The 23,851-nt window shown below is 40.8% G+C and carries 20 protein-coding genes and 2 pseudogenes; 16 read left to right on the top strand and 6 right to left on the bottom strand.

Translation table 11 applies throughout. From position 1 onward, the window contains the following. The 8 genes and pseudogenes from AAEZ02_RS14000 to gloA all read left to right on the top strand — a co-directional run. Window positions 1-433 (top strand): annotated as a pseudogene (locus tag AAEZ02_RS14000) (hypothetical protein); the annotation flags it as partial. Window positions 434-435: 2 nt separating this feature from the next. Then, window positions 436-1,488 carry an electron transport complex subunit RsxD gene (gene rsxD, locus AAEZ02_RS13995; RefSeq protein WP_101031123.1) on the top strand — a complete coding sequence of 351 codons (1,053 nt, stop codon included), beginning with the start codon at window positions 436-438 and terminating at the stop codon, window positions 1,486-1,488. 2 nt (window positions 1,489-1,490) lie between these two features. Further along, entirely contained in the window at window positions 1,491-2,138 is a 648-nt protein-coding gene (gene rsxG / locus AAEZ02_RS13990) for an electron transport complex subunit RsxG (RefSeq protein WP_101031122.1), read from the top strand. Then, window positions 2,131-2,826, top strand: coding sequence for an electron transport complex subunit E (locus AAEZ02_RS13985; RefSeq protein WP_101031120.1), 696 nt, complete (start codon window positions 2,131-2,133; stop codon window positions 2,824-2,826). Before rsxG ends, AAEZ02_RS13985 begins: the two co-directional genes overlap by 8 nt. Window positions 2,827-2,885: 59 nt before the next feature. Continuing rightward, window positions 2,886-3,548 (top strand): endonuclease III, encoded by a 663-nt coding sequence (nth, locus tag AAEZ02_RS13980; protein WP_101031118.1) that lies wholly within the window; start codon window positions 2,886-2,888, stop codon window positions 3,546-3,548. Between the two features lie 581 nt (window positions 3,549-4,129). Further along, window positions 4,130-4,579 (top strand): hypothetical protein, encoded by a 450-nt coding sequence (locus tag AAEZ02_RS13975; RefSeq protein WP_101031116.1) that lies wholly within the window; start codon window positions 4,130-4,132, stop codon window positions 4,577-4,579. Window positions 4,580-5,457: 878 nt separating this feature from the next. Beyond that, window positions 5,458-5,705: pseudogene (locus AAEZ02_RS13970) on the top strand (endonuclease III); the annotation flags it as partial. A gap of 456 nt (window positions 5,706-6,161) precedes the next feature. Continuing rightward, window positions 6,162-6,572 (top strand): lactoylglutathione lyase, encoded by a 411-nt coding sequence (gloA, locus tag AAEZ02_RS13965; protein ID WP_124013057.1) that lies wholly within the window; start codon window positions 6,162-6,164, stop codon window positions 6,570-6,572. A gap of 150 nt (window positions 6,573-6,722) precedes the next feature. Here the strand turns inward: gloA and ruvB are convergent, their stop codons facing one another. From ruvB to AAEZ02_RS13935, 6 genes are all read right to left on the bottom strand, one after another. Further along, window positions 6,723-7,727 carry a Holliday junction branch migration DNA helicase RuvB gene (gene ruvB, locus AAEZ02_RS13960; protein WP_101031112.1) on the bottom strand — a complete coding sequence of 335 codons (1,005 nt, stop codon included), beginning with the start codon at window positions 7,725-7,727 and terminating at the stop codon, window positions 6,723-6,725. Window positions 7,728-7,760: 33 nt separating this feature from the next. Then, window positions 7,761-8,378 carry a Holliday junction branch migration protein RuvA gene (gene ruvA / locus AAEZ02_RS13955; RefSeq protein ID WP_351123679.1) on the bottom strand — a complete coding sequence of 206 codons (618 nt, stop codon included), beginning with the start codon at window positions 8,376-8,378 and terminating at the stop codon, window positions 7,761-7,763. Then, complete coding sequence (gene ruvC, locus AAEZ02_RS13950) at window positions 8,375-8,896, bottom strand: crossover junction endodeoxyribonuclease RuvC (protein WP_059743772.1); 522 nt, start codon at window positions 8,894-8,896, stop codon at window positions 8,375-8,377. Before ruvC ends, ruvA begins: the two co-directional genes overlap by 4 nt. Before the next feature lie 7 nt (window positions 8,897-8,903). Continuing rightward, complete coding sequence (locus tag AAEZ02_RS13945; protein ID WP_351123676.1) at window positions 8,904-9,656, bottom strand: YebC/PmpR family DNA-binding transcriptional regulator; 753 nt, start codon at window positions 9,654-9,656, stop codon at window positions 8,904-8,906. 125 nt (window positions 9,657-9,781) lie between these two features. Next, complete coding sequence (gene aspS, locus AAEZ02_RS13940; protein WP_101031106.1) at window positions 9,782-11,557, bottom strand: aspartate--tRNA ligase; 1,776 nt, start codon at window positions 11,555-11,557, stop codon at window positions 9,782-9,784. A gap of 172 nt (window positions 11,558-11,729) precedes the next feature. Further along, window positions 11,730-14,555, bottom strand: a complete 2,826-nt coding sequence (locus AAEZ02_RS13935) for a diguanylate cyclase domain-containing protein (RefSeq protein ID WP_351123673.1) — start codon at window positions 14,553-14,555, stop codon at window positions 11,730-11,732. 396 nt (window positions 14,556-14,951) lie between these two features. On the opposite strand from AAEZ02_RS13935, the gene cmoA reads away from it, so the two are divergent. The 8 genes from cmoA (at window position 14,952) to AAEZ02_RS13895 (ending at window position 23,819) form a co-directional block, all read left to right on the top strand. After that, entirely contained in the window at window positions 14,952-15,683 is a 732-nt protein-coding gene (gene cmoA / locus AAEZ02_RS13930) for a carboxy-S-adenosyl-L-methionine synthase CmoA (protein ID WP_124013052.1), read from the top strand. Further along, a complete protein-coding gene (gene cmoB, locus AAEZ02_RS13925) occupies window positions 15,680-16,672 on the top strand; it encodes a tRNA 5-methoxyuridine(34)/uridine 5-oxyacetic acid(34) synthase CmoB (protein WP_124013051.1) in 993 nt (330 codons plus the stop codon). Before cmoA ends, cmoB begins: the two co-directional genes overlap by 4 nt. A gap of 25 nt (window positions 16,673-16,697) precedes the next feature. Further along, window positions 16,698-17,465 carry an ATP-dependent zinc protease family protein gene (locus AAEZ02_RS13920; RefSeq protein ID WP_351077504.1) on the top strand — a complete coding sequence of 256 codons (768 nt, stop codon included), beginning with the start codon at window positions 16,698-16,700 and terminating at the stop codon, window positions 17,463-17,465. Between the two features lie 8 nt (window positions 17,466-17,473). Further along, complete coding sequence (locus AAEZ02_RS13915) at window positions 17,474-18,982, top strand: UUP1 family membrane protein (RefSeq protein ID WP_124013049.1); 1,509 nt, start codon at window positions 17,474-17,476, stop codon at window positions 18,980-18,982. Continuing rightward, a complete protein-coding gene (locus AAEZ02_RS13910) occupies window positions 18,982-19,938 on the top strand; it encodes an alpha-L-glutamate ligase-like protein (RefSeq protein WP_101031094.1) in 957 nt (318 codons plus the stop codon). Before AAEZ02_RS13915 ends, AAEZ02_RS13910 begins: the two co-directional genes overlap by 1 nt. After that, window positions 19,901-21,703 carry a hypothetical protein gene (locus AAEZ02_RS13905; RefSeq protein ID WP_124013047.1) on the top strand — a complete coding sequence of 601 codons (1,803 nt, stop codon included), beginning with the start codon at window positions 19,901-19,903 and terminating at the stop codon, window positions 21,701-21,703. The genes AAEZ02_RS13910 and AAEZ02_RS13905 overlap by 38 nt, the downstream gene beginning before the upstream one ends. Next, window positions 21,681-22,811, top strand: coding sequence for a DUF3541 domain-containing protein (locus tag AAEZ02_RS13900; protein ID WP_124013046.1), 1,131 nt, complete (start codon window positions 21,681-21,683; stop codon window positions 22,809-22,811). Before AAEZ02_RS13905 ends, AAEZ02_RS13900 begins: the two co-directional genes overlap by 23 nt. A 108-nt stretch (window positions 22,812-22,919) precedes the next feature. Further along, the gene (locus AAEZ02_RS13895; protein WP_124013045.1) at window positions 22,920-23,819 is read left to right on the top strand and encodes a LysR family transcriptional regulator; all 900 of its coding nucleotides are present in this window, start codon (window positions 22,920-22,922) and stop codon (window positions 23,817-23,819) included. Window positions 23,820-23,851 lie beyond the last annotated feature (32 nt).

Here is a 23,851-nt window from a genome sequence, read left to right as displayed (position 1 = left end):
TACTGCCGATACAAAAAGCACTGTGGTGACTGAACATGCTGTCGTTAGCAAAAAGGAGACTATTACCGATAATGACAACAACACTGCGAGCGAAGATGAAGTAACTCATTCAGCCACCACCCAAGCTGTAGATGACAAAAAAGCTAAAATTACTGCGGCGGTTGCACGTGCTAAAGCCAAAAAAGCCGCATTAGCCAATGGCTCCGCGACAACAAGTACTGCCGATACAAAAAGCACTGTGGTGACTGAACATGCTGTCGTTAGCAAAAAGGAGACTATTACCGATAATGACAGCAACAATGCGAGCGAAGCTGAAGTAACTCATTCAGCCACCACTCAAGCTGTAGATGACAAAAAAGCTAAAATTGCTGCCGCTGTCGCCAAAGCGAAAGCGAAAAAGCTCGCTAACAGTGCTAAGCAAGAGGAACAATAACTATGGCATTTAAAATTGCCTCATCTCCACATGTCAGCACAACATTGCACACCAATAAAGTGATGAAACGTGTCGCGCTATGCCTAATACCGGGTATTGCAGTACAAAGCTATTATTTCGGTTATGGTACTCTTGTACAGTTATTACTTGCCATTACAGTGGCTTATTTAGCTGAATCTGCCGTAATGAAGTTACGAAACAAAAATATTACCGCCACGTTATCTGATAATAGTGCATTGGTTACTGCAAGCTTACTTGCGGTTGCGATTCCGCCTTTAGCACCTTGGTGGCTCATTGTAATAGGCACAGTATTTGCCATTGTCATCGTTAAGCAGCTTTACGGCGGGCTGGGTAATAACGTCTTTAACCCGGCTATGGCCGCTTACGTTCTATTGTTGATTTCATTCCCAGTGCAAATGACATCATGGGTCGCACCGCAAACGCTCACGCTCAATAGCGCAGATTTAATCAATACTATTAACAGTATTTTTCAATTAAACAGCGTCTATTCGGCAGATTTTTTTCGGCTTGCGATTGACGGCACCACAATGGCAACACCACTGGACACACTTAAGACCGATCTTTCAATGGGCATGACCACGACAGAAAGTTTGGCTAAAATCATCTTCAATGGCAGTGTCGGTGTCGGTTGGTTTTGGGTGAATTTGGCTTACCTTGTAGGTGGGCTAATCATGCTCAAGCTTCATGTTATACGCTGGCACATCAGCGTCTCTATTTTACTGACATTATTTATTTGCGCCAGTGGCGGATTTTTAATCAGTCCGGATACCTTCGTCAGTCCAATGATGCATTTATTTTCCGGTGGTACCATGTTGGCGGCATTTTTTATTGCCACCGACCCAGTCACTGCAGCAGCGAGTCCTCGCGGTCGACTGATATTTGGCGCCATGATAGGCTTACTCATTTACTTAATACGCACCTTTGGTGGCTACCCTGATGCCGTCGCATTTGCCGTATTGTTAGCTAACATGTGCGCACCTTTTATTGATTATTATGTTCGCCCGCGTAGCTATGGTCATCGAGCAGGAAATTAATTATGTCTATTTTAACAACTAACCCGATGATTAAAAATGGCCTGTTACTCGGCCTATTTGCCTTATGTTGCACCGGCCTCGTCGCGTTGGTGAATGCCTTAACCAGTGACACAATATTATTGCAACAGCAAAAACAATTAACCCTAACGCTTAACCAAATTATTCCGACCGAATTACACGATAATGTACTCAGTGAACAATGTATTTTGGTTAATTCTCCGCAGCTATTAGGCACTAAAGCCGATTTGCCGGCCTATCTTGCTTATAAAGGCGAACAACCTGTTGCCATCGCGATTGAAGCCATTGCTCCAGATGGTTATAACGGAGCAATAAAACTCATTATTGGCGTTGATAACACCGGGACAATATTGGGTGTTCGTACCCTTTTCCATCAAGAAACGCCTGGCTTAGGCGATAAAATTGATTTACGAAAGTCTGATTGGGTCACTCATTTCAGCGGCAAACGTTTTACTGGAAATTCAAGCGACTGGAAAGTGAAAAAAGATGGCGGACAATTTGATCAATTTACCGGTGCGACCATTACTCCGCGCGCTTATGTTAAAGCCATTGCAAATGCGATGACATTTGTTGAACAACATCGCCAAGCGCTCTACCAAAGTCATTATGCCTGTGAGGCCAACCATGAGTAATTATCGTGCAATCGCGGCTCAAGGGTTATGGAAGAATAACCCAGGATTAGTCCAACTATTAGGTTTATGTCCGCTGCTTGCTGTGACAGCAACAATCACAAATGCATTAGGTTTGGGGGTTGCCACTTTGTTGGTACTAATTGGATCCAATGTTTTAGTTTCCTTGGTACGCGATATTGTTCCTAAAGAAATTCGTATCCCAGTATTTGTTATGATCATTGCCGCACTTGTCACTTGCGTACAATTACTGATCAACGCTTATGCCTATAATCTATATTTGTCGTTAGGCATTTTTTTACCACTGATTGTGACCAACTGCGTCATCATCGGCCGCGCTGAAGCATTTGCCTCTCGTAACTCTGTAGCCCACTCGGCCTTTGATGGATTAATGATGGGGTTAGGTTTTACTGCTGTACTAGTTGTTTTAGGTGCCAGCCGAGAATTACTCGGTCAAGGGACCCTATTTGGTGGTGCTGATTTATTATTAGGTGATTGGGCGAGTGTGTTAACGATTCATGTGTGGCATGTGGACACACCATTTTTATTGGCGATGTTGCCGCCGGGAGCATTTATAGCGATGGGATTATTAATTGCCCTTAAAAATGTCATCGATAGCCGAGTAAAAGCACAGCAGCCTAAAGCTGAAAGTGTTGGCGTGACGCGTGCTCGGATCACTAAAGTCAACTAACACGACTCCGCTGTTACTCTAAAACGGCCGTTAACTTAACGATGAATTGACCGATTAATATGAATAAAGATAAACGTATCCAAATTCTCAACCGATTAAGAGACAATAACCCTAAGCCTGAAACTGAATTGAACTTTTCAAGCCCATTTGAGTTATTAGTTGCTGTGACATTATCAGCACAAGCGACCGATGTCAGTGTCAATAAAGCGACCAATAAGCTGTTTCCTGTTGCCAATACGCCTCAAGCCATATTTGACTTAGGTGTTGACGGGCTTAAGCAATACATTAAAACCATTGGCCTATACAATAACAAAGCTATTAATGTGATTAACGCCTGTAAAATGCTGCTGGATTTGCATAATGGTGCGGTACCAGAAAACAGAGACGCACTAGAAGCTTTACCTGGCGTGGGTCGAAAAACAGCAAACGTCGTTCTCAATACGGCATTTGGCTGGCTAAAAGATAATGAAGGTAGATACTTTATTGCTGTTGATACACATATTCAACGAGTAGCTAATCGCACAGGCTACGCTAAAGGTAAGACTGTTGAAGAAACCGAACAAGCCATCATTAAGAACACCCCTAACAAAACTGAATTTATGTATGATCTACATCACTGGTTAATTTTGCATGGTAGATACACGTGCATAGCACGAAAGCCTCGCTGCGGTTCTTGTATTATCGAAGACTTGTGTGAATTTAAAGAGAAGACTGAAGACTAAAGATTTACTTAACCCATTTATAATCTCATCGTCAGCTATGGTAGGTAATCATTATCATAGCTTGATCTATCTTCACTCTTGCCACGAAGAGTAAGTGGTTCTGTTATTACTTATTTAGTATTTTCCTGACACTGAAATGAACTTTCGAGATATCCAGAAAAATATTGCAAGTTTGAATTTATCGAATAAAAAGTTAAGGTTAGTAGCTTCCAAAGAGGAGACTCTTTCCTGAATGTAAAACGGATTCAAAATAGACTGTTTACATACTAAAGCTTACGTATCGAGTTCTGTTTAAATTTATATTGCAGCCCAGTTTTATTATGCCACTATAATTTTCTACTTATATAAGCACCGATAGGTATGCCAATTAATCTGCCCGCCTCTAAACCAAAAGTAGCACCAACATGACCTCGTGTTCCTGCACCTATTAAGCCCGATTTTTCTGCAGTTTTCCCCAAGCTATTGCGGTCATATGATCACCTGTATGTTAAGCAAATCAAAATTAGACAAAGTAAAAACATTGAACTATTTTTATATCACTGTGAACACTCATGTTCACGAGTCATTAGGAAATACAAAAAATGAAAACAAATTCAATCCAAGGATTATTGTTTTGTGTATTAAGCTTATTCGCTATTCAAAATGTATATGCAGCAGAAGAACCACCTTTTATTGGTGGTGAGTATTGGGAAGTTACAGGTATAAAAATATCCGATGGTGCTGGCCTTAAATATTCGACGTGGCTTGCGGGCGAATGGCGTAAAAACAGCGATTATGCCAAATCTCAAGGCTGGCTAATAGATGCTAAAGTTATTAGTAATGTACACCCAAGAATGGATGAGCCTGACCTTTACTTGGTTCGTGTATTCGAAAACATGGCATCCGTTGCTGAAAATGAAAAGCGTCGTACCACGTATATGGCGTGGGCAAAGAAAAGTATGGAAAAGATGGAATCTGAAAGCGGTAACCGTGCTGAGTTTCGAACCATCATGAGTACTTCATTGCTGCAAGAGATGAAATATCGAGATTAAGACTTAACTGTTACCAAAAAAGTAGGGGGAGCTTCATTACCCTACTTTTTTTATCGAGAAAACAACACTCACACATCACTCATTCACAACAGCAAACAAACCGTCAGCATCTATAAGGCCAAACAAGCTGCACATACCCAAATCTCCACCATAGAACATCGCCAACTAAACAAAAGGCCTACCGACTATCGTCAATAGAAAGCTTGCCCACTTAATGTTTGCTCTACGCCACAAAACGGATAGTTTCTGATACTAAAAATCTGCCTTTGAAAGAACTATTTAGATAGGATAGAAGAAGATTTGGTGTTGCTACTAGTCACTTTCGCAATGAGTATATTTGTCAGTCTTTTAGAGTTAACAACATTTCATTCCAATATATGATGCTAAGCGTCACGATGACCTCAAAGCGGTCGATTTTTGTTATTCGACATAACCTCACCTAACGCTAACATAGAGACGAAAGTGGACGTTATAATATTGAGTTGGGAGTTTGGACTGAAGTAGTTTGATCTATTGATATATATAGGTAAGCAAGAGCAATAGAGCATTTTTCATTTCATTAAGTACAGCAGATAGATGTGGCTCGCTGTGATAACGGCTACTGAATTTAACGGACAATTAGCATCTGTGAAGTCGAGAGTGAAGTGACATCGTTAATTTGACATAGTTTGGTAGGCTTTTAAGTCGCAATGAGAGTGATGAGAGTTAGGCTCGCGCTTACAACAGAAATCAGCAATTAAAATTACAGTATCAATGACTGTTTTAGCGATAAACGGAAGTTTTGATATTGCTGCTGTTAACTTCCGTTAAGCACAAAACAACCCAATAGAGTATTCTTTCCATATTAAATATATGCAATAATTATCACCACTTAAAGTTGGCCCACGATTGCGGTCGACACTCATATTTTTAGGTTTGCGAATCGCACTAAGTTTGCTCCTGGCAAAAATCTTGACCAAGTTGAACTGAATATGCTTAAAGTGAAGCCAAGTGAGTTTAAAGTGGATGTAAATCCTTGGTTTATCTACATGGGTGTTACACTTGTTTAGCGCGAAAACCATGTTGTGGCAGCTGTATTATTGAAGACTTATGTGAGTTTAAAGACAAGGTCTATCCAGAAGAGTAACCCCAAATCACCTAAGGTGTTTTGGGGTATTTATATCAATGTATTGAATGTTAACTCATCAATTAACATGCAATACATTTATTTAGCGGTGGATCAAATGGGGCTATCTATTTTATGATGGTGCTTAAAACATCGACACAAAAAACGCGCTAAAACAAATTGCGATTACGACAGTCGTGCCTAAGGCCATTTTTAATTCTGTATTCATTGTCTTGCCTCCATATGTGTATAACGAAATAATAACGCTTTTAGGCCAAATGCCCAAAAGATAACATCATAAATGTGAGCCAAAGCAAAATATGATTATTGTCTATTCGAGAACAACTGGCTATCCACTCAAGTAAAACAATGCAACCTCACCTTGTTCGTTTTAAATTTTAATCAATCAGAACTGCAAAACTTTTCATTGTCATCTGAGCTTGTTAAAGTCAGATAAATTTTATAAGAGAGCATATCATGTCGCAATTACTTCATACGATGATCCGTGTAGGCAACCTTGAACGTAGCATTCAATTTTATACCCAAGTCATGGGAATGAAACTACTACGCCAATCTGAAAACCCAGAGTACAAATACACCCTCGCTTTTGTTGGTTTTGGTGAGGAAACAACAGGCCAAGCCGTTATAGAGTTAACTTATAATTGGGGTGTCGATACATATAATTTGGGTAATGGCTTTGGGCATTTAGCCATAGGCGAAGACGATATTTATGCCCGTTGCGAGACGATTGCTGCCGCTGGCGGTAACATTACTCGAGCACCGGGTCCGGTTGCCGGCGGCAAAACTGAAATTGCCTTTGTTGAAGATCCTGACGGATACAAAATTGAGTTAATTCAAAAGAGTTCGGCGACTGAAGCGTTAGGTTAGATCCATCCTTATCACCACAAGTTAAATAGCTAGTCCTGATCATATATCGCTCACCTAGTAAGATTAAAACCAGCGAAAGCTGGTTTTTTTATCTAAAACGATATTGGTCTAATTGCGTATGTTCACTAAAGCAAGTGGATAAGATTGGGCTTATTCGGGCTTAACAAGACTAAAATGATCATAAGCTCTTTGACTCGCAATACGGCCTCTTGGTGTGCGCTGAATAAAGCCTTGCTGAATTAAAAAAGGCTCCAGTACGTCTTCAATCGTTTCTCTATCTTCACCGATGGCCGCCGCGAGGTTATCTAACCCTACAGGGCCACCCATAAATTTATCAATAATGGCAAGCAAGAGTTTACGATCTAAGTAATCAAAACCTTGCTCATCAACATCGAGTAAATCGAGGGCATATTCGGCCACTTTTTGGGTCACTTTGCCATCATGTTTGACTTCAGCATAATCGCGAACCCGGCGTAATAAACGGTTGGCAATTCGCGGGGTGCCGCGTGAGCGCTTGGCTATTTCAATCGCGCCTTGACCATCTATCTCAAGTTCCATCACCTTAGCTGAACGGATCACTATGGTGGTAAGATCTTTCACATTGTAAAATTCTAACCGTAATGGAATACCAAAACGAGCCCGCAATGGTGAGGTTAATGCACCGGCACGCGTGGTAGCGCCAATAAGTGTAAATGGCGGCAAATCTAATTTAATCGAACGCGCAGCAGGACCTTCACCAATCATAATATCAAGTTGGTAGTCTTCCATCGCCGGATAAAGGATCTCTTCGACTACAGGGCTTAGACGATGAATTTCATCGATAAACAGCACATCCCCCTCTTCAAGGTTAGTCAGTAAAGCCGCTAAATCCCCCGCTTTTTCAAGCACAGGGCCAGAAGTGGATTTGATATTCACTCCCATTTCATTGGCTACAATCATCGCCAAGGTTGTTTTACCTAAACCTGGAGGACCAAAAATTAGCATGTGATCAAGTGCTTCGCGACGATTTATCGCTGCTTGAATAAAAATCTTAAGCTGGGCTCGAGTATCATCTTGACCTGTATACTCATCCAACATTTTAGGGCGCATAGCACGATCAATAAGTTCATCTTGACCTTGTTCCTGTGGCTGGATTAGACGATCAGCTTCAATCATTTTTACGTACCCTGTTTATGCATATCATCATATTTATAACATTGATTTTAATGCAGCTTTAATTAACGTTTCAGAACTCATACCTTGTTTAAAAGCCGCAGAAACTGATTTACTGGCTTGTGCTGGTTTATAGCCTAACGATAATAACGCGGAAATGGCATCTTCCTCTGCACTGTCTGCTGTCGGAGCCGGTGTATAATTACTCTGCAACATAAATTCGCGCTCAGAACCCGCTGATGCTTCAAGCAAGCTTTTAAGCTTATCACGCATTTCAATGACTAAGCGTTCAGCGGTTTTCTTACCCACGCCAGGTAACTTGACTAAGGTGGCAATGTCGTCACGTTCGACACATGAAACAAAATCCGATGCTGTCATACCCGATAAAATTGTTAACGCTAACTTAGGGCCAACGCCGTTGGTTTTAATCAATAAACGAAATAATGCCCGCTCTTGTTTAGTGATAAAGCCATAAAGTAACTGCGCATCTTCACGCACCACAAAATGGGTAAATAACATCGCAGCTTGATTTAACGCTGGCAACTCATAAAAGCTGGTCATGGGCACTTGCAACTCATAACCGACACCATTGACATCGAGCACCACTTCAGGCGCGTGTTTTTCAACTAAAATACCACTTAGACGACCTATCATTTGTATCTTCCATATGTTCTGCTGCTAGCTTTACCACCCATAGCGATAAGGCTTTGATAAGTATGAAAATGGCATATTGCTACCCCTAACGCATCCGCCGCATCGGCTTGTGGTGAAGCAGGTAGTTTAAGTAATTGCTTAATCATATGTTGAACTTGTGTTTTTTGGGCTCGACCCGTCCCTACGACTGCACTTTTTATCTGTGTCGCGCTATATTCAGCAACAGGCAGTCCGGCACATGTTGCCGCGACAATCGCCGCGCCTCTTGCTTGACCCAGTTTTAGGGCAGAGTCGGCATTTTTTGCCATAAACACCCGTTCAATGGCGAACTCATCAGGCTGATATTGAGTAATAATTTCGCATAGACCCGCATAAATTTGTTGTAATCGTTGGGGTAAATCATCGGCAGATGTTCGGATACAGCCGCTGCCAAGGTAAATCTGTTGCCGGCCTTGGCATTGGATCACACCATAGCCTGTAATACGGGAGCCGGGATCAACCCCTAAAATAATGGCCATTGATGCCTCATGCGTTGTCTAATACTTGCATAACGTCATCTAAAATATCAGCATTATGATATACCTCTTGTACATCATCATTATCTTCTAAGTTATCGATTAAACGTAAAAACTTTTCAGCGGTGTTAGCATCAAGTTCAGCTTTTAATGACGCAACCATGGTCACTTCAGCATGAACAGAGTCAAAGGACGCGCTATCAAGTGCATCTTTGACTTTGCCAAAGGTATCTGGAGTGGTAAACACATCGATAGAACCATCGTCATGAGTGACAACATCTTCAGCACCCGCCTCTAACGCACTGTCTATTAAGCTATCTTCATCAATATCAGTGTCATAAGAAATAATGCCAGATTTAGTAAACAGATACGCCACTGAACCGTCGGTACCTAAGTTGCCTCCAGACTTATTAAACGCATTTCGCACGCCAGAAACAGTACGATTACGATTATCCGTCATGGTTTCAACCATCACAGCAGTCCCTCCGGGGCCATAGCCTTCATAAATAATGGTTTCTAATTGCTGACCATCCATTTCACCGGCACCACGTTTGATTGCGCGTTCAACGGTATCTCGGGTCATATTATTGGATAAGGCTTTATCGACTGCAGCGCGTAATCTGGGATTAGCATCAATATCAGAACCGCCTTCGCGGGCCGGCACATTGAGCTCGCGAATAAATTTGGTGAATAACTTACCGCGTTTAGCATCTTGTGCCGCTTTACGGTGTTTAATATTGTCCCATTTACTGTGTCCTGCCATTATATCTCCTTACTATTTAATAGAATTTTTCAAGTGAAACAGTCTACTTGTCAAAAACGTACCGAGGCAAAAGCCTCGGTATATAGTGCCCATTTAAGAGCGAGCAAATGGCTAACGTTAGCGTTTTACTCTTCTGTTTTAACCTTTTCAACCACAGCAATGCCTAACTCAGCGAGTTGAACTGGGTTAGCAAATCCTGGCGCATTGGTTAACGGACACGCCGCTGTGGTGGTTTTAGGGAAAGCCATCACGTCACGAATTGAGCTTGCCCCTGTCATTAACATAATAATACGATCTAATCCGAAGGCTAAACCAGCATGAGGTGGGGTACCATAACGTAATGCTTCAAGTAAGAATCCGAATTTTTCATTCGCTTCTTCTGCTTCAATGCCTAAAATGCCAAATACTGTGCTTTGCATTTCTGCGTTGTGGATACGTACTGAACCACCCCCTAACTCACAACCATTTAACACCATGTCGTAGGCATCTGAAATTGCCACAGCGGGATCAGCGGCCAATTGTTCAGCACTAATCCCACGAGGGGCGGTAAATGGATGGTGAACGGCGTGGAAACCACCATTAATTTGTTCAAACATTGGGAAGTCAACCACCCATAATGGGCGCCATTCACCTTCAAGTAGCTTGAAATCTTCACCTGCTTTTAAGCGCAGCGCGCCCATGGCTTCTTCCACGACGGTCGCTTTGTCTGCACCAAATAGAATGATATCACCGGTTTGTGCGCCAGTACGGCTAATAATGTCGTTAACGATAGCTTCGGTTAAAAACTTAAGTACTGGAGATTGAATACCTTCGATACCTGCTGCTAAGTCATTTATCTTCATCCACGCTAAGCCTTTAGCGCCATAAATACCAGCATACTTAGTGTAGTCATCAATTTGCTTACGTGATAATGATGCGCCAGTTGGAATACGTAACGCTGCTACGCGGCCTTCTACATCGTTTGCCGGGCCATTAAAAACGGCAAACTCGACATTGTTAACTAAATCGGCAATATCAACTAACTCAAGCGGGTTACGCAAATCGGGTTTATCAGAACCGTAACGTTTCATTGCTTCTGCGTATGACATGCGTGGAAAATCGCCTAAATCAACATTCAATAAATCTTGGAATAAACCGCGCATCATTTGCTCAGTTTTTTCCATGACTTGTTCAGAAGACATAAACGAAGTTTCAATATCGATTTGAGTAAATTCAGGCTGGCGATCTGCCCGTAAATCTTCATCACGGAAACATTTTACAATTTGGTAATAGCGATCAAAACCAGACATCATTAGCAGCTGTTTGAACAGCTGTGGTGATTGAGGTAAAGCAAAAAACTGACCTTTATAAGTCCGGCTAGGAACTAAATAGTCACGCGCACCTTCTGGGGTGGCTTTAGTCAAAATAGGCGTTTCGATATCTAAAAAGCCATTGCTGTCTAAAAAGCGACGCACTGAGCTGGTCACTTTTGCACGAAAAATAAGACGCTCGGCCATCTCTGGACGACGTAAATCTAAATAACGGTATTTTAAACGTTGTTCTTCGCTGTTATTTTGGTAATTATCCATGCTCAATGGCAACGGAGCAGAGGCATTAATAATGGTCAATTGCTTACCCAAAATTTCAATTTCGCCAGTCTTCATGTTTGAATTGACTTGGCTTGCTGGACGGGCACTAACAACCCCTTTGACCTGAACACAAAATTCACTGCGCAACGTGCTTGCTATATCAAAAACATCTTTTAGATCTGGGTCATAAACAACCTGCACTAGCCCTTCTCTATCGCGTAAGTCTAAAAATACGACTCCGCCTAAATCTCGACTACGGTTTACCCAACCGACTAAAGTAACTTCTTGACCTAGATGAGACTTATTAACGTCTCCACAATAATGACTGCGCATTGAACTCTATCCTTTATCCACAAAGCGGTATTTTGGAAATCGAAAACCACAAAAACGGCATTATATACCGTGACTCAAACTTATGCATTGAAGTATCAATCAGATTGGGTGAATTAACTAGACCTAGAGCAAATAATCTCGACCGATTGACTGAAAAACCATCAAGGTAAAACTAATTCATTTTGTATTGATGACCGCCGACTTTTTTAGCCTGATACATTAGCTGATCTGATTTCTTCAATAATGAAGCCCCACTATCGGCATCATCAGGGAAGATAGCCACACCGATACTGGCCGAAATAGTGACACTGATATCATCGATTAATAACGGCTTCTTTAATGCGATTAAGATGTTATCAGCCACTTGACGGGCATTTTCTTTAGCTTCTATGTGATTTAATAACACCACAAACTCATCACCACCAAAACGAGCCACAGTGTCTGATTCTCTTACATGCCGAGTTAATAACACGGCTATGCGTTGTAGTAACTTATCACCCATATGATGACCGTGCTGATCATTTATCGCTTTAAAGCCATCTAAATCAATAAACAACAATGCAAATTTTAATTTATCTCTATGATGAGTCAGTGTTGCTTGCGTTAATCTATCATCAAGTAAACTGCGATTAGGCAGTGCGGTAACATTGTCATGATCTGCCATATACTTAAGCGTTTCTTCAGCTTTAAAGCGCTTTTGGATTTCGACATTTAAGCGTCGATTTGAAATCAATATCACGATGGCGATCACAGTGATAATTAACAAACCGATCACCAATAATTTAAACCAACGCTGGTAACGTAATGTGTCACTATTGAGATCTAACGATACCCATTTTTGATACATGTTCTGTTGCTCGGTTTCATCTATCGTCGCAATCGCTCTATCAATCAAAGGAACTAATTTTTTCAGCCCTGGGAATAGACCAATGTGGCTATGCTGCTCGGTAAACTCGGTTAACAACGACATTTTTAAACTCGGATATTGACCACCTTTTAAAGTAGTCGCCAATGTAGCCACTTGTTCAACAAACATATCCGCGCTGCCATTAACCACCGCTTCCGTACCCTGCTTGGTATCTGACACAACCACTAACTTTATTTCTGGGTATTGTTGACGAAGCTGATCCACAATATGGTAGCCATCAACAACAGCCAGTCGTTTACCCGCAATTTGTGAGACATTAAAAATGGGAGGTTGAGTTAACGAAGTGATTATCGCCCAAGGTGACGGCCAATATGCTAATGAGAATGCAAGAGTGTTTGCTCGATCTGATGTTTTAGCCATGCTGGCAACTAAATGAATTTCTCCTTTAACAAGGTCACTGACCATTTTACCAAAATCATCGTAAGCCACTGGGATAATGGTTAAATTGAGTTGTTTAACCAGTAAATTTTTAATGTCTGCATTCACCCCTAAAAACTCACCATTTTTCCCTTGAAATTCCATAGGTGCCCAATTTTTTAGGTAACCCATTTTGATAGCGCCTAAGCTACTTACATATTGCTTTTGTTGAGTTGTTAGTTTTATTTTATTGGCAGAACCTGCAAAAAAACGATCGTCTGGATTAATTAACCATTTACGTTCAATTTGAATTTGTTCTTCGACAGAAATTAAATTAAATCCTGCTTGAATTCGATCCGCTAATCCACTGTCGTCAACACGTGTTAACACATACATATCTGTCGTAAATTCGATATCAGTATATTGTCGAAACTCTGCCCATAATTTATTAGCCAACAAATAATGTGACGTCATGGCGGCAGACGACACAAAACCGCTAATTTCGTCATTGCGACCCGCTTTCACCATACTTTCTAAGGTGTCATAAAAACGTAACTGTGCCTTAGGAAACATTTTTTTTATATCACTAATATACGGTGCTGTAGGAAACACCCCGATGCGCATGGCAATATCTTCAATATGAGTTAATTTCGGGTTTGAACTAAAAAAACGACTTTTGACTGAAATAATATGCCAAGCTTGCTTGAGACCCGTTCGCATATCTTGGCTTTCAGGGTACCCAATGTGAACGTCTGCCACGCCACGTTTGACGTCATCAATACTGCTATTCATGTCGCCTGCAACAAAATCAATTTTGATACCGGTTTTTTCTGACCATAATGTCCATAAGTCAACTAGCATGCCATGTGGAAAACCATCAGCATCGATATCTACGTAGGGTTCGACACCATTTTGCATCGCAATAATCACACCCGATGTTTGTCGATGATAACCTAACCAGTGACGCTCTATTTGCTGGATAACCTCGGCGGGTATTAATTCAAAACCATTATTTATTTTGTTAACAAGCGCCTGATCCCCTTTCACTACTGCCGGTGCAAGGTTGATTTTTTTAATTAAGATACGTGATGAGCTGTAAAAATTTGCCGCGATATCTTGCTCTAGTGCTAAGTTGCGTTGATATCCTTCAATACCGGCGAAAACAAACAACTCTCCGTTAACCGCCGCTTGTAACAATTGTTCACGATTTTGATAACGCTTAAAACTAAGCTTGGGTTCTAATGCTGATAATGTTGCTTCATGGGATGAGCCCGTCACAATACCGACTTGATAGGGAATTAAATCGCTAATTTTCTTTTTACTATTTATAGACTTATGAATGTATAAATAGGTATTTAATGAGGTAAATGATTTAGCAAAATCAAACTTTTTTAACCGTGCTTGGTTTTGAGACATACCAATATGAACATCTGCTTTTTTCTGTTCGAGTTGATTCATTGACTGCTGCCAGTGCCGAGACACAAATTGCACTTTAGTGTCAGTGATGATTGACCACTCGCGCCATAAATCAACTAAAATACCGGCAGGAGTCCCCCTCTCATCTAAATATTCAAACGGATACGTATCTTCCCCCATAACAATGATCAAGGGTTTATTTTCAACGGGCTTATCGATTTTATCTGAGTGTAATGCTTGCGCAGGTATTGAAAAACACGCAAATACTAATGCTAATATCCAAGGTATAAATTTCAAGTTTTTTCCCTAATACTTTCACTTTTTATACTGTATTCACCGAATAAACGGGTTCATAGTAATTGACTGATAGAACAGCAGAATGTGGTAAAAGATCAATATTGATGATGTTAGCCAAAGATGGTTGAGAATGGTTTAGCAGACATCTATTGTTATTACTTTGTAACAAGGCTAAATAATATCATTTTTCCAGCTTGTGTCGTGCTAATTTTATGAATAGAAATTAATTTTTGAACATATTGTACATAATGCCAGCAAAAATAAGCAGTTTAAGCCTATCTTATTGACATCATCGTGATCTATTTGAAAAAAAACTCATAAATTGCCCGTTAGATACTTGCTGTGGTTCACCATGATTAGCTAAAATACAAACTTAATTTTTTCACATTGCAACTCATGAACTCTCAACAAGATACGATATACGCTAATGCAACAAACCAAATAGCAGATTTTCAATTTGATCAACGTGTTGCAGGTGTCTTTAATGACATGATCCGCCGCTCTGTTCCTGGCTATGCACAAATCATCAATACCATAGGTGATTTTGCTAATCGATTTGTCACACCTCAAAGCAATATATACGATCTTGGCAGTTCGTTAGGCTCGGCAACATTAAGTATTCGTCGCCAGATTGAAGGACGAGGATGCCAGATTTATGCGGTAGACAACAGCCAATCAATGATTGAACGTTGTACCGAAAATCTCGCGGCTTATGTGAGTGATATTCAAGTTAACCTGCTGTGCGCTGATATAAGAGATGTAGACATTAATAAAGCATCGATGGTAGTGCTAAACTTTACCCTACAATTTTTGCCTACTCACGATCGTGATGCCTTGATAAAACGCATTTATGACGGAATGTTGCCTGGTGGTATATTAGTCATTTCAGAGAAGTTGTTTTTTGAAGATAATCATATACATCAATTACTGGATCAACAGCATTTAGATTTTAAGCGTGCAAATGGGTATAGTGAACTCGAAATAAGTCAAAAACGCAGTGCGTTAGAAAACGTGATGCGCCCAGATAGCTTGAATGTACATGAACAGCGTTTTACTGAAAATGGTTTTTCGCACTTTTCAGTCTGGTTTCAATGTTTTAACTTTGCATCTATGGTAGCGATTAAATGATCAATTTTAGCTCTTTTTACAAAGATATTGCCGATTCAAACCTGCAACATTGGCTGGAAACATTACCGGCAATTTTGGGGCAATGGCAACGAGATCATAAACACGGCAATTTGCCTAAATGGGAAAAGGTTCTCAATAAATTACATTACCCACAACCTGATCAAGTTGATTTTACTAGCAGCGTAACCATTGGCAGTGGAGAACAATTAAGCCCTGGTCAAGTAGAGAAACTGACTAATTTATTAGCCGTTTTTCAGCCGTGGCGCAAAGGGCCTTTTTCAGTACATGGTATCCAAATTGATACTGAATGGCGCAGTGATTGGAAATGGGATCGAGTTAAAGCGTTTATTTCGCCTTTAAATAATCGTACCGTTTTAGATGTGGGCTGTGGAAGTGGTTACCACATGTGGCGGATGTATGGTGCGGGAGCCTCTCGCGTAGTAGGGATAGATCCTTCACCATTATTTTTATGCCAATTTGAAGCCCTAAAACGAATCGCAGGTAATCAGCACCCAGTGCATTTACTGCCTCTTGGCATTGAAGAGTTACCGGCTTTAGATGCCTTTGATACTGTATTTTCAATGGGCGTGCTCTATCACCGTCGCTCACCCATTGATCATTTACTACAATTACGTGACCAACTGCGAGTCGGTGGTGAACTTGTACTTGAAACTCTGGTGATCGATGGCGATGAAAATGCGGTACTGGTTCCACAAGATAGATATGGAAAAATGAACAACGTTTGGTTTTTGCCTTCAGTTGCCGCCTTAATGTTATGGTTAGAAAAATGCGAGTTTACCGATATTCGTTGTGTTGACATTGATATCACCTCATTAGCAGAACAACGCAGCACCCAGTGGATGAAAAATGAATCTCTAGTTGATTATCTCGATCCAAATGATGTGAGTTTAACCGTAGAAGGTTATCCTGCGCCTAAAAGGGCGATCATTATTGCGACGAAAAACCAACCTAACCACGATTTGGTATAAATAATACTATTCAACAGGAATTGACATGTTAAAGCAGGTAATTGCTCTATCCGTTGTAGCGGCCCTCATCGCAGGTTGCAGCGTCACTCAAAAACCGATAACACCTCCGCTAACCAATGCTGATTTTAATAACGGTCTGCAAGTTTCGCAAACCGTTATTATTGATGCAATTAATTCAAATAATAGCCAACAGACAAACGACATTAGCGCGCTTTCCACCGAAATCAGAAAACTGAAGACTCAGGTAAGTACTGCGATGAGACAAAAATCGGAAACGATTATGGTTCAACCACCAATGCCAAAGATGGCCGAGGTTAAACAATGCCCAGAAAGCATTATGGGTGAAAAATTTCTACTCGGTGAAGTCGAAAGTGTCTTTATTGATGAATTGAAAGTCAAGTTTGCGACCCGTATCGATACCGGTGCAGAGTCATCATCTTTAGATGCGCGCAATATTGTATTATTTGAACGAGAAGGCGAACAATGGGTTCGTTTTGACGTAATGACTAATGGGTTTGATCAACCTGGCAATACGTTTGAATCAGAAGTTGAACACTTCATTCGTATTAAACAAGATGTTGATACCGGTAATGATCGTCGTCCCGTTATCCATGCCCATTTAAAAATAGGTAAATATTCCGCTGAAACAGAATTAAACCTAACAGATCGAAGCCACCTAGATTATCCTTTATTACTAGGTCGCAAGTTTATGAAAGACATTGCCATTGTTGATGTGGGCCAAATGTACATTCATGGCAAAGCTAAAAACCAAATTACCACGTTAATTAAGTAGGATCCGTAATGCATTCTCGTAAACCGTTTTACATATTCGTTGTACTGCTGTTTATCGCAGGGATAAGTGCCAGTATTTACCGTGGTATTGAGCACAATGTGCCTTTTTTACCGGGTGAACAAGTGCAAAGTTGGGCCATAGATGCCAAGGTCAGTTTTAATGGTACAAACCAACCCGCCGAAGTTAATTTTTCATTACCTAACGATCCTGCCTTTGACATATTGGTCGAGAATGCTTCGTCATCAGGTTATGGCTTAAATATTTCCGCTGACACCGATAATCGCCGTGCCGTTTGGTCAATTCGCGAAGCTTCAGGCCCACAAGCACTGTATTATCGAGTCACGCTAGTCCCAACAGGCAAACTCAATATTGAAACAGATGAAGAACCCCTTACGCCTGAACCTTATTTATGGCCTGCAACAGAAAAATCAGCAGCAGACCAAATAATTGAAGAAGTATGGATCCGCAGTGCAACAAACTTGTCTTTTGCACAGCAGTTAATGAATTTAATTAATGATAATGATCAAAGCCAAAATATGGCGTTGTTGTTATCAGCCAACACCTCAACAAATTTGTTTGTGCATATGTTGCACTCAAAAGGCGTGCCGGCACGGATCATTAATGGTTTGCAACTCGAAGATCAACGACGTCGTCAGCAGCTCACATCATACGTTCAGATTTATAATGATGGTGAATGGATACTTTTTGACGTTCCAAACAACAAGAAAGGCCGTGATAATACGCTAGTGTTATGGGAATATTCCGGACACTCAGTGCTTGATGTTATGGGGGGGACTAATTCATTAGTGAATTTCTCAATGTTAAAGGATACTCGCTCCGCATTGGCAACCTCTATTGACATGATGATGAATGACGATGCGTGGGACTTTTCCTTGTATCAGTTACCGCTTGAAGAACAAAGCACCTTTAAAGGCATTCTATTAATTCCTATTGGGGTATTAGTGGTGGTTTTCTTGCGCGTCATTGTCGGCATCAAAACATCGGGTACTTTTATGCCGGTATTGATTGCCATGGCCTTTATTCAAACCACCTTATTAACAGGCTTAATTGGTTTCTTACTGATTATAGCCTGTGGATTAATGATCCGTTCCTATCTGTCGACCCTCAACTTACTACTGATCTCCCGAATATCGGCGGTGATTATTGTGGTGATTTTCATTATTGGGTTATTTACCTTAATCTCATTCAAATTAGGCTTAAATGAAGGACTCACTGTAACCTTCTTCCCAATGATCATCCTAGCGTGGACCATTGAGCGTATGTCGATTCTCTGGGAAGAAGAAGGCCCTAAGAAAGTCTTTGTCTCAGGTGGCGGCAGCTTGTTTGTAGCAACATTGGCATACCTAGCCATGGACAATCAAATAGTCCAATATTGGGTATTTAACTTCTTGGGTATTCATTTAGTGATCTTAGCCTTGGTATTAGTGATGGGCCAGTACACTGGTTACCGTTTAACTGAGCTAAAACGCTTTAAACCATTAGTTGGAGAGCAATAATGAAGTACGCCTGGCCCTGGGAATTGAGCCGTAGCGGTGTACTCAACATGAACAGGCGCAATATTAGCTATATTGGTCGTTACAATCAGCGCAAGTTTTATAAGCGCGTTGATGACAAACTGATTACTAAACAACTTGCGCTGGCTAATGGCATTGCGGTTCCCGATTTAATTGGGGTTGTTCACCAACAACATAAAATCCAAGAAATTCCAGCTATGGTCCTAGACCGTAGCGGTTTTGTGATAAAACCGGCAAAAGGTTCTGGCGGTAAAGGCATTATGGTGATCACCAGAGTGAGCAATGGCTGTTATTACAAGTCCAATGGTCATGAAGTGACGCATAGCGAAATTTATCGTCATGTATCAAATATTTTAAGTGGATTATTTTCACTGGGTGGTAAGCCAGATGTCGCGATTGTAGAAGGGTTAATTGAATTTGATCCGGTGTTTGAAGGCCTAAGCTATGAAGGTGTCCCTGACATCCGCTTAATTGTGTTTAAAGGCTTTCCTGTCATGGGAATGTTACGTTTATCGACTTCAGCATCTGATGGCAAGGCAAACTTACACCAAGGCGCTGTGGGTGTGGGTTTAGATATCGCCACCGGAAACAGTTTACATGCAGTGCAATTTGACTTACCCGTTGATAAACATCCTGATACTCACTTCCCTCTGTCGGACATCACAGTTCCTCATTGGGAAACTTTACTTCATACGGCATCGAGTGCCTATGAAATGTGTGAGTTAGGGTATTTAGGTACTGACATGGTGTTAGATAAAAACAAAGGCCCATTATTACTTGAATTAAATGCTCGCCCAGGTTTAACCATTCAAATTGCCAATGGTAGAGGGATGTTACCTCGACTTAAGCATGTTGAAGCGATGAAAAGCTCAGCAATGTCAGTTGAGGAACGTGTGGCTTATGCTAAAAAGCATTTTTGTAGCAACCCTATTTTTTAATCTATTAGCCACCTCAAACGCGGTGGCGGGTCCATTAGCACTGTTCATTGAACAGTGCTTACAATATCAACCTGACTTAGGACAAGATAGCCTTGTCACTTTTCAGTCGTTTGAACAACAAGCTGTTGAATTTGAAAAACGCACAATTGCGTTAAATAATATCAACGACAGAATTCAATACTACCGCCCTTTTGCCAATGATAACCTCAGTAGACAAGGCTTATTATGGTGCCAACTCCACCTTGCCGATGAATTTTATGCTTTAGCTACAGCCCCGAAAACCCAATCCCTAATCGATCAGTTACAACACCTTGCACCACCTTATAATCAGTTTGCACAACGTTTAGTTGCGATAAAACGGTCGCAATGGACTTTAATCAAAAAGTCAAAACTGCACAGCGCCCAGGCCAGCATTAATCAAGCATTGTCATCGCGGCAATTTACATTGCAATTTAATCAGCAAGATTGTGTATTAACCAATGCAGCCAATACTGATGAAGCAATTAAGCATGAAAGTACTACCAATATCGATATTAGTATTGCCAAGTATTTAATTAAACAACCTAATGAACTCTGCAGAAAACAAGCCTGGCTCGCCTATCAAGTTCGAACTAAAGACCAACAAGCCCCTGCACTGGCATTGATCCATCAACTGCAACAGCAGCATGCAATGCTTCAAGAATATGGCAATACAGCACAGGCACAGCTGTCATCTCATGGTTTAACCCCTCTATTATTAGCGCAATTTTTAGCCGAGCAAACAACCAATCTAAATATCGCGCCATGGAATATTGCCCAAGCTTTAGGCCGTGCCAGTAAATCATCGAACATGGATACGGTAACTGCGAATGCATTTTTACAGCAAATATTGCAAAGCCTTAAGCCTTTAGATCTCAAGTTTGAGCTAATCATTGTAGAAAAATCGACTATAGACAAAGATCCCTCCACTGATGATAGTCAACATAGGGCCTTGAGTGACACGCAAATTATTCGAGTTTGGCATCAACAAAGATTATTGGGTGAGATTTTTACCTACCCACCAGGTAAGTTACAACCTGGTGTCAACGTAGATGGTCAACTGATAAAACAAACTGTGGTTGGTCATCAATTTGGTCAATATGTGCTCAGTTTTCCACAACAATTAACTCGCACAACACAACAACACGAATTAATTAACGCCTTGAGCCAAGCAATAGTATCCTTAGCTCAAGGTGGCCAGTTTTATTTTCTCAACCATCGAGGCCAAAACAGCGATGCCCATGCTATTGCAACGCAATGGTTAGTTCACTACATTAAGCAGCAACTTAGCTTGCCCTTACAGTCTGAACGTAGCGAACTCGCCGCAAATTACCAGAAACAACTGTGGGTATTTAGAGCAAAAGTCGCGCTGGCATTTTATCAGTATGAAGGTGATTTGAAGCGGACTGATCAAGATATTTGGTTAGCTTATAATCAGCAACTATCAGACAAATTTGAACAAAGTTTTGGCCAGCCATGGCCTAATGCTACTGATGCAATATATAGTTATCAAGCTATTGCTAATGAAGGCATTAATCATTATCTTCCTCTATGGCAAACTGCATTGGCTCAATTAGTCATTGCCCAGACCCCCCCTACAATATCGACCAGGGATATATTTAATTTATTAGTTGTCAACGAAACAGATTTAACCTTAAACGATAAACTTGAGCAGCTTATTGGCCCACCGATTGACCCACATTCACTCATCAGGAGATTTAAACATGCTGGTACTACACAAGAGTAAAGCACTCTGGTACTTACTATTGTCAGCTACGTTGTTTAGTAGTGTGGTTTTCGCAACAAAGCCCGTTGAAAAAGTAGCTCATAATTTAACGTCTGAACAAGTTTATCATGGGATTAAAGCCAATTTAGAGACCAATCTTTATTCGTTACCCCCACGAGTCCAAGGACATTATGCCATTCGTCAATTCCGTATGACGGGTGAAACCAAATATGCCAACGGGTCATTAATCGACCTACTCACCATTGCTGAACGCCAAGCCTATTATTCCTGTAATCTGGATAAACCAGGTTTTATTAAAAGTGAATCAAAAATTGCAGTGGATAAATTAGGTAACGGCCCACGTGGCCAAGCACGTAAAAAAGCCATCGCCCCCTACCCTAACTTTATGTTGTATAGCAATGTCTTATTACGTTATGCCAGCCGTGTCGATGAGTTTGGCTTTACCGGACCTTGTCATGATTTAATGATAAAAACCCTAAAAAATGCCAACTTAGCACCCGCGTTAACCGATAAACAGATGATCCAAGCTTGGGCTGCACAATTAATAAACTATGTGTACTGGGCGAAACAAATTGGTGTTGGCGACTATTATGAGGCTTACAAAAAGGCCTTTATTAACACATACCCAAACAGCAAAGATGATCAGCTTGAAAAAGGCCAATACAAAAATAAAATTTATGGCATGACTCACTTTATTTTTTCAGCCAGCGGGTATTATCAATACCCAGTTGATCCAAAAGAACATCAGTGGATTTTAGATTACTTCGAAAAGAATATCGATCGTATTTTAACGGACACTACAGAAGATATTATTACTGAAGTGGGTATTAGTTTCTTGATCACTGGCAATGGTTCAAATCCTGTTGTCGATAAAGTGAAAAAACATGTCATTGCAGCCTACGATCCAAACACTATGATGATCCTATCACCTCATGGTAAAGCGGACTTATCCAGCGGCGAACACAGAAATGTGTTGGCAATGATGTTACTAGATTGGCCTGACACATTACATAAAGGCCCATATTTAAATGATATTGCTAGTACTAAGAAACATCTACCTAAATTAGTTAAGCCTAAAGCATCTGCGAGTGATACTAAATTACACTAAATAAGACCTGTATATATTGAAGACAAATGTGCCCCATTTGTCTTGTTTACATAAAAAGATGTTATGGTTTTTTCCTTCAATTTCTGTCACCTGTAAAGAGAACACTTAATGAGCCGAGCAAAATCAACGCTAGAGCAATGGCGGATCGTCCAAGCAGTCGTTGATTTTGGAGGCTATGCGCAGGCAGCAGAGAAACTCAATAAAAGCCAATCGTCACTCAACCATGCCGTGTCCAAGTTACAGCACCAATTAGGCATTAACCTACTCGAAGTAAAAGGCCGCAAAGCCTATTTAACTGAACAAGGTGAAGTATTACTGCGTCGTTCCCGTCATTTAACTCAATCGGTTGAAGAGCTTGAACAATTAGCCAGCAATTTAGGCCAAGGTTGGGAACCTAACCTAACCATTGCCAGAGAGATTGTTTATCCGATGGACGATCTTGTTGGATCATTAACAGCATTTTTACCTGAAAGTCGCGGCACTCGTGTAACGATTATTGATTCGGTGATTTCAGGCACTCATGAATTAGTAAAAAATAATCAGGTCGATATTGCTATCTGTGCCACCCCCCCTAAAGGCCATATTGCTGAACCGTTATGTGAATTAAGTTTTGAACTTGTGTGTCATCCCGAGCATCCACTGTCACAACTCGCGTTAATTGAAGATGACAAGCAATTAGCCCAGCACTTGCAAATTGTGATTAAAGATACAGGAATAAATGCCACCAATGATATTGGTTGGTTAAAAGCAGAACAGCGTTGGACCGTATCTAACTTTCATGAAGCAAAAATAATTTTGGCACGTAATATAGGTTTTTGCTGGATACCCAGTTTTTTAGTCGAACAAGAAATTGCTAATAAACAACTCATCCGATTACATTTGCGCGGCAGTTATCAGCGAAAAATAATGCTTAACTTAGTAATACCGAATCGCGATCAGCAAGGGCCGGCCTGTAAATTATTAGAAAACTTAATTTTAAAACAACATAATTTACCATTTAATGATTAATTATCAGCAGAAGATGTTTTCTTCCCATTAAG

The organism is Shewanella sp. T24-MNA-CIBAN-0130, from assembly GCF_040310185.1.
Lineage (GTDB): Bacteria > Pseudomonadota > Gammaproteobacteria > Enterobacterales > Shewanellaceae > Shewanella > Shewanella psychromarinicola.
This window is presented reverse-complemented; position numbering and strand designations above follow the sequence as displayed.